Annotated in this window: 8 protein-coding genes; all 8 read right to left on the reverse strand. The window is 66.9% G+C overall.

Annotated features, from left to right (window positions below):
• Nucleotides 1–559 (reverse strand): ABC transporter ATP-binding protein (locus tag AC1DVI_RS31680; RefSeq protein ID WP_476961358.1); only part of this gene is annotated, 559 nt, incomplete at its 3' end.
• A complete protein-coding gene (locus AC1DVI_RS31685) occupies nt 552–1,337 on the reverse strand; it encodes an ABC transporter ATP-binding protein (RefSeq protein WP_476961359.1) in 786 nt (261 codons plus the stop codon). The genes AC1DVI_RS31685 and AC1DVI_RS31680, both read right to left, overlap by 8 nt.
• A 47-nt stretch (nt 1,338–1,384) precedes the next feature.
• Entirely contained in the window at nt 1,385–2,200 is an 816-nt protein-coding gene (locus AC1DVI_RS31690) for a crotonase/enoyl-CoA hydratase family protein (RefSeq protein ID WP_476961360.1), read from the reverse strand.
• 59 nt (nt 2,201–2,259) lie between these two features.
• A complete protein-coding gene (locus tag AC1DVI_RS31695) occupies nt 2,260–3,405 on the reverse strand; it encodes an acyl-CoA dehydrogenase family protein (RefSeq protein WP_476961361.1) in 1,146 nt (381 codons plus the stop codon).
• A gap of 31 nt (nt 3,406–3,436) precedes the next feature.
• Nucleotides 3,437–4,498, reverse strand: coding sequence for an acyl-CoA dehydrogenase family protein (locus tag AC1DVI_RS31700; protein ID WP_476961362.1), 1,062 nt, complete (start codon nt 4,496–4,498; stop codon nt 3,437–3,439).
• 77 nt (nt 4,499–4,575) lie between these two features.
• Nucleotides 4,576–5,784: an ABC transporter substrate-binding protein gene (locus AC1DVI_RS31705; protein WP_476961363.1), complete on the reverse strand. Its 1,209-nt coding sequence runs from the start codon at nt 5,782–5,784 to the stop codon at nt 4,576–4,578.
• A 56-nt stretch (nt 5,785–5,840) separates the two neighbouring features.
• Nucleotides 5,841–6,335 (reverse strand): NAD-binding protein, encoded by a 495-nt coding sequence (locus tag AC1DVI_RS31710; protein ID WP_476961364.1) that lies wholly within the window; start codon nt 6,333–6,335, stop codon nt 5,841–5,843.
• The gene (locus AC1DVI_RS31715) at nt 6,287–6,730 is read right to left on the reverse strand and encodes an NAD(P)-dependent oxidoreductase (protein WP_476961365.1); all 444 of its coding nucleotides are present in this window, start codon (nt 6,728–6,730) and stop codon (nt 6,287–6,289) included. The genes AC1DVI_RS31710 and AC1DVI_RS31715 overlap by 49 nt, the downstream gene beginning before the upstream one ends.
• Nucleotides 6,731–6,960 lie beyond the last annotated feature (230 nt).

Raw genomic sequence — 6,960 nt, forward strand, 5'->3', positions numbered from 1 at the left:
AGAGCTTGCGCACCGCCACCCCGATCTGCTCGATGATGACGGGGGCGAGGCCCTCGGTCGGCTCGTCGAGCAGGATCAGGTCGGCGCCGGTGCGCAGGATGCGCGCGATGGCCAGCATCTGCTGCTCGCCACCCGACAGGCGCGTGCCCTGGGTGGTGCCGCGGCCCTGCAGGTTGGGGAACAGCTCGTGGATCTGCGGCACGGTCATGCCGCCCGACTTCACCACCGGCGGCAGCATCAGGTTCTCGTCCACGCTGAGCGAGGCGAAGATGCCGCGCTCCTCCGGCACGTAGCCGATGCCGAGGCGGGGGATCTTGTGCTGCGCCATGCCGATCAGCTCCTTGCCCTGGAAGCGGATCGAGCCGTTGCGCTTGCCGACGATGCCCATGATCGAGCGCATGGTGGTCGTCTTGCCGGCGCCGTTGCGGCCAAGCAGCGTCACCACCTCGCCCTGGCGCACGTCGATGTTGACGCCGTGCAGCACGTGGCTCTCGCCGTAGAAGGCCTGGAGGTCACGGATTTCCAGCATCGCGGTCTTCACGGTCGTGCCGTCAGGCATGGCCCACCTCACCCGTGCCGGCCCCCGTACCCATGTAGGCCTCCATGACCTGAGGGTTGCGCGATACGACGTCGTACGGCCCTTCCGCCAGGATCTCGCCGCGGCGGAGCACGGTGATGGTGTCCGACAGGTGGGCAACGACCGACAGGTTGTGTTCCACCATCAGGATGGTGCGGTCGGCGGAGACGCGCTTGATCAGCGCGGCGGTACCCTCGATGTCCTCGTGGCCCATGCCGGCCAGCGGCTCGTCCAGCAGCATCACCTCGGGGTCGAGCGCCAGCGTGGTGGCGATCTCCAGCGCGCGCTTGCGGCCGTAGGGCAGTTCGGCGGCGGTGTGGCCGGCCCAGGGAGTGAGGTTCACCGCCTCGATCAGCTCCTCGGCACGGTCATGCAGGTCATGCAGGCTGGCCTCCGGCTTCCAGAAATGGAAGCTGGTGCCGCGCGGCCGTTGCAGCGCCACGCGGACATTCTCCAGAACGCTGAGGTGCGGGAAGACGGCGGAGATCTGGAAGGAGCGCACCATGCCGAGCAGCGCCACGTCGGCGGGCTTCATGGCGGTGATGTCGCGCCCCTTGTAGAGGATCTGGCCGCGCGTCGGCGTCAGGAACTTGGTCAGCAGGTTGAAGACCGTGCTCTTGCCGGCGCCGTTGGGGCCGATCAGCGCATGGATGGTGCCGTGGCGGACCTGGAGGTTGACCTCCTTCACCGCGATGAAGCCTCCGAACTCCTTAGAGAGTCCGCGCGCTTCCAGGATGATGTCATTGGTTCCGGTGATCATGCCCGCGATCCCAAGTGCTGTCTCGTTCGGCCGTGGCGTCCATCCTTTCAGTGTCCGGTGAAGCTCGGCGGCCTCTTGCCCAGCAGGGCGGCCACCGCTTCCTTGTGGTCGGCCGTCGCGTGGGCAAGCGCCTGCATCGCCGCCGACAGCTCGAGCAAATGGTCGAGCGTGGCGCTGCGTCCTTCTCTCAGCAGTCGCTTGGTCATGCGGACCGCGTGGGGTGGGTTGGCGGCGATGCGCATCGCCAGCTTGCGGGCTTCGGCGAGCAGCACGTCGTTCGGCACCACCTTCGATACGAGGCCGCAGGCCAGCGCTTCGGCCGCGTCGATCGGATCGCCGGTCAAAGCCATCTCGCAGGCTTTGGAGAAGCCGACGACGCGCGGCAGCAACCACGCTCCGCCATCGCCCGGCACGATGCCGACCTTGACGAAGCTCTCCGCGAACACGGCGCGTTCCGCGGCGATCCGGAGATCGCACATGCAGGCGAGATCGCAACCGGCACCGATGGCCGGGCCGTTCACCGCCGCAATGATCGGGACCTCCAGCGCCTCGAAGGCCAGGGGAAGCCGCTGGATCCCAAACTTGTAGTTCCGCCGGGTTCGGGCCGGCAGAGGATCGTTGATTCCACCCTGCTCACCCATCGTTTTCAAATTGCCGCCGGACGAGAAGCTCGTCCCGGTGCCGGTCAGGATCGCCGCACGGATTGACAGATCGCGGTCGATCCGGTCGAGCGCCTCCAGCAGCGCCTCGATCATGTCGGGGTCGGAGATGGGATTGCGGGTTTCCGCCCGGTTGATCGTCAGCGTGACGATGCCGTCGTTGTTCTCGAAGATGATTGGATCGGACAAGATTGGATCGGACATGGGGGAATTCCTGAAAAGCCGGTGTGGGCCGCCGACAGACGGCCGAAGGGAAGGGCGTGTCAGCGCAGCCCCAGACCCCGCGCGATGATTCCGCGCAGGATTTCCCGCGTGCCGCCACGCAGGGAGAAGGCCGGCGCGTTGAGGATGGAGTAGCCCAGCACAGCCGACAGGGCGTCGTGCGATCGCAGGTCGGGCTCCATCGCCATAAGCTGTCGGGCGATCTCCGGAATCTCCTGCTCGGCCAGGGCGCCCAGATCCTTGACGACCGATGCCTGCAAAGCGGGGTTGCGGCCATCCTGCAGCATGCCGGCCACCGACCGCGACAGGCGGCGGAGAACGACCAGATGGGCGCCCAGCCGACCGAGCGCGCCCGCCGCATCCGGCGTCATTTGGCCGCCAAGCGCCCGCACCAGTTCGACAAACAGCACGAAGGTCGACAGGAAGCGTTCAGGGCCGCTGCGCTCATAGGCCAGTTCGCTCATCACCTGGTTCCAGCCGTCCCCCTCCTGCCCGATCAGGGCGGAGTGCGGCAGAATCACGTCTTCAAACACGACCTCGTTGAAGTGCCGCGCCCCCGACAGGTCGGCGATGGGCCGGATGGTGATGCCGGGAAGCGTCAGATCAACCAGGAACTGGCTTGTCCCGCCGTGCCGGTCGTCCGCGGCGCCGGTCCGGCAGTAGAGGATCATGGCGTGGGCGTGGTGGGCATAGGTCGTCCACAGCTTGGTGCCGTTGACCCGCCAGCCACCCTCCACCGGAACGGCGCGCGTGCGCACCGCCGCAAGATCGGATCCGGAATCAGGCTCGCTCATGCCGATGCAGAAGAAGAACTCGCCGGCGGCGATGCGCGGCAGGATGCTGCGCTTCTGTTCCTCGGTCCCGACCTTCAGCAGCAAAGGGCCGCTTTGCCGGTCGGCGATCCAGTGGGCGGCAACCGGAGCGCCGGCCGCCAGCAGTTCCTCCAGAACGACGTAGCGTTCCAGTGCGCTGCGTTCGTGTCCGCCATACTGTTTGGGCCACGTCATGCCGATCCAGCCGCGCTGCCCCAGCTTGCGGCTGAAGTCGGCATCGAACCCACTCCAGGAGCGGATGCGTTTGGCGGCGGGATAGCCGGCCAGTTCCGCCGCCAGAAAGGCGCGCACCTCGGCACGCAGTTCGGCCGTGTCCGGCGCCGTCGGCGGCGCCGGGAATGAAAAATCTTGCATCGAGGGATGTCTCCGGGAAGGGCGGCGCTGATCAGAGAGCGGCGATCAGCGGCCAAACTCCATCGGCGCCGGCCTCGGCCATGCGCTGTCCGAACAGGCGATTCCAGTGCGCCTCGTTCCCAAACTCGTCGCGCCAGGACCACAGGCGCTTGGTCAGGAAATGCAGGCTGTGTTCATGGGTGAAGCCGATGGCGCCATGCACCTGATGGGCAATGGTTGCGACGACACCTGCCGCCTCGCCGGCCCGCGCCTTGCCGACGGCGACAGTCAATGACCGGGCTCCCTGAGACAACCCCTCGGCGGCGAGGTCGGCGGCCCCGGACGCGGCGGCCGCGTGGCCCGCCATGACGGCCAGGGACTGCTGGATCGCCTGGAACTTGCCGATGGGGCGGCCAAACTGAGCGCGCTCGTTGGCGTAGCCGACGGTCATTTCCAGCACCCGCCCAATGGCGCCGGCCATCGCGGCGGTGCGCAGGGCCGCTCCCATCGCCATGAGGTCGCCGATCCCCATCCCGTCGGGGAGAGAGGCAACCGCCGTGTCCGGAACCGGGCCGTCCACGAACAGGCTGTCGCGTGGCTCAACGGCCAGATTATGAGCGCATTCCGTCCGGACCTGCCCATCGCCGAGCCGGACGGCAAAGGTCTGTCCACCCGCCTCGGCCAGGACGAGGACGGTCTGTGCCGAGCGCGCCCAGGGGACGCGGTGGGCGGTCCCGGACAGGTGCCAGCCGCCGCCCGTTCGTTCCAAATGGAACCGATCGGTGGGGCGGACCGGCGCCACGGTCGCCGGTCCGGAGGACAGAGGCAGTCCCGCGGCGGCCAGGAAGCGGTTCGCCAGCATGGTTTCGGCCAGCGGCAGCGGCACAGCGTTGGCTCCGGCGACGCGGATCACCATCGCAGCGTCCACGTCGTCGAGTCCGACGCCGCCATCCTCCTCGCCAACCATGGCGAGGGGCAAGCCCATCTCCTCGATCAGGGTCCACTCCTCGCCCAGCCAAGCGCCGGTTTCGGCGCCGAGCAGAAGTTGCGGGGAGATGCGTTCCGTGAACAGCCGGTTGGCCGTGTCCCGTACGATCTGACTTGTCTCGCTCACGTTCGGATCTCTTGACATGAAGGGGAGAGTGCGATGGCGGCGACCGTGCGCCGGGAGCGAAGAGTGCCGCCCCCTTCCTATTTCTTGAGCAGCGGGCACTGGCTTTCGGCGACGGGGCGGAAGGCCTGCTCGCCGGGCACCGTTCCAACCACCTTGAACAGGTCCCAGGGGTCGCGCGATTCCTCAGGCTTCTTCACCTGGACCAGATACATCTCGTGCAGCATGCGACCGTCCGCGCGCACGGTGCCGCCGTCGGCAAACATGTCCTTGACCGGCGTGGCCCGCATGGCCTCCATCACCTTGTCGGCGTTGTCCGTGCCGGTCGCCTCGACCGCCTTCAGGTAATGCAACACCGCGGAATAGGTGCCGGCCTGCACGCTGGTCGGGCGCTTTCCGGTCTTGGCGTGGAAGCGGTCGGACCAGGCGATGGTCTCCGGAGTGCGGTTCCAGATGAAACCGCTCGACATCAGGATGCCGGCCGCGTCGGACAGGCCGATGGCCCGGATGTCCGGCTCGAAGGCGAGCAGAGCCACCACCTTGACCTTGCTGTCGTCGAGAATGCCGAATTCCTTGGCCTGCTTGATCGCGGTGATCGTGTCCTGGCCGGCGTTGGCCAGAGCGATGACCTTGGCACCCGACGCTTGGGCCTGCAGCAGGTAGGAGCTCATGTCCTGCGTGGGGAAGGGATGGCGGACGCTGCCGACGACCTTGCCGCCATTGGCCTCCAGCACCTTGCGCACATCGTTTTCCAGGTCATGTCCGAAGGCGTAGTCGGCGGTGATGAAAAACCAGGTGTCGCCACCGCTCTGCAACGTTGCCTTGGCGTTCACGGTGGCCAGCGAATAGGTGTCGTAGACCCACGACACGCCGTAAGGCGAGCAGGACGCGTTGGTCATGCCGGACGTGCCGGCGCCGGTGTTCAGCGCCACCCTCTTCGAGCGCACCGCCACCTGCTGGAGGGCAAGGCCGACCGACGACGTGACCATGTCCGCGATGGCGTCGACCTGCTCGGTATCGAACCATTTTTGAACAACGGAGCTGGCGATGTCCGCCTTGTTCTGGTGATCGGCCTTGATGATCTCAATAGGAACGCCCTTGACCTTCCCACCGAAATCCTCAGCCGCCAATTCGGCCGCGACCGCCGAACCGTTGCCGGCGATGTCGGTGTAGACGCCCGACAGGTCGGTGATGACGCCGATCTTGACCTTGTTGTCGGAAATACCTTGAGCGAAGGCCACCTGTGTCAGCGCGACGAGCGACGTGGCCAGAGCTGCCAAAGTCTTCATGATTCCCTTCCTCCCAAACCTGGTTTTGCTTTTCGCGGTGGTCGTGCCGTGTCCGGTCAGTCCGGCAGGCGCGGCGGGGTGACGCCGGCAATGTCGCAGGCGTAGTCGAGCAGTGCGGAGAAGTCGCGCTGGGCATAGGCACCGCCGCGGGCGGCGCCGAGCGCACCGGCCGCCGCCAAACCGACCGGCAGGCCGAGACGCTGCTGCGCGGCCGCCGTCAGCGCCAGCATCAGATCCTTGTGGGCAAGGTCGATGGTGAAGCCGGGCGCCGTGTCCCCCTTCAGCACCTTGGTCGCGAAGTTGATCTGGAACTGGCCATTGGTCGCCGTGGTCCCACCCGACACCGCCTTCATCACGTCCACCGGCAGGCCAAGCTTGGTGCCCAGCAAAATGGCCTCTGCCGTCAACTGCGCGCCGATCACCGCCAGGTAGTTGTTGACGATCTTCATGCGGGTGCCGGCGCCCTCCGGGCCGCAGCGGTGGACGGTCGTCCCCATGGCGTTCAGCATCGGTTCGGCACGGGCGAAGCCCTCATCGCTGGCCCCGACCATGAACAGGGACTCGCCGCGTTCCGCATGGCTGACCAGGCGGCCACAAAGGCGATGCCTTTCTCCAGACACGCCGTGGCGACCGTGTCCGTGGTCTGTGGGTCGACGGTGCTCATGTCGATCACCAGCGCGCCCGGCCGGAGGCCGGCGAGAATGCCTTCACCACCCAGGATGACCTCGCGCACCTGCGGTGGCACGGGCAGCATGGTGATGACGACGGTCGCGTCCCGCACGGCGGCGGTAACGTCGCCGGCCGGTCGTGCGCCCAGCGCAACCAGCTTGTCGAGCTTGCCCTGATCGAGGTCAAAGCCGATGACCGAAAAGTTCTTGCGGACCAGGTTGGAGGCCATTGGCAACCCCATGGCGCCAAGCCCGATGAACGCGATCCTCTCTGACATTTTCTCACTCCCCTTCGAATGCCGCCGGCGCTGTGCAGCCGTCTGGTTTGCTGCCCGGTTTGCTGGCCGACTTGTTGGTTGGCTGGGGCGCGGCACGGTTCGATGAGACACCCGGCTGCGGTAGATTGAACCGCAACCGGAGGTCTTTGAAATGGACAAGGAACAGGGGCGTAAGCGCGAGGGGGCGCCGGAGCGCGCCCACAACGCTGGCGCAGGCGCCCCCTCGGGCG

The sequence above is a fragment of the Azospirillum sp. P4_B5 genome (assembly GCF_056402275.1).

What these genes read in the sequence shown, in the direction of transcription:
- AC1DVI_RS31685 (WP_476961359.1), bottom strand. Translation starts at nt 1,337, where the DNA reads ATGATCACCGGAACCAATGACATCATCCTGGAAGCGCGCGGACTCTCT.
- AC1DVI_RS31690 (WP_476961360.1), bottom strand. Translation starts at nt 2,200, where the DNA reads ATGTCCGATCCAATCTTGTCCGATCCAATCATCTTCGAGAACAACGAC.
- AC1DVI_RS31695 (WP_476961361.1), bottom strand. Translation starts at nt 3,405, where the DNA reads ATGCAAGATTTTTCATTCCCGGCGCCGCCGACGGCGCCGGACACGGCC.
- AC1DVI_RS31705 (WP_476961363.1), bottom strand. Translation starts at nt 5,784, where the DNA reads ATGAAGACTTTGGCAGCTCTGGCCACGTCGCTCGTCGCGCTGACACAG.
- AC1DVI_RS31710 (WP_476961364.1), bottom strand. Translation starts at nt 6,335, where the DNA reads ATGGTCGGGGCCAGCGATGAGGGCTTCGCCCGTGCCGAACCGATGCTG.
- AC1DVI_RS31715 (WP_476961365.1), bottom strand. Translation starts at nt 6,730, where the DNA reads ATGTCAGAGAGGATCGCGTTCATCGGGCTTGGCGCCATGGGGTTGCCA.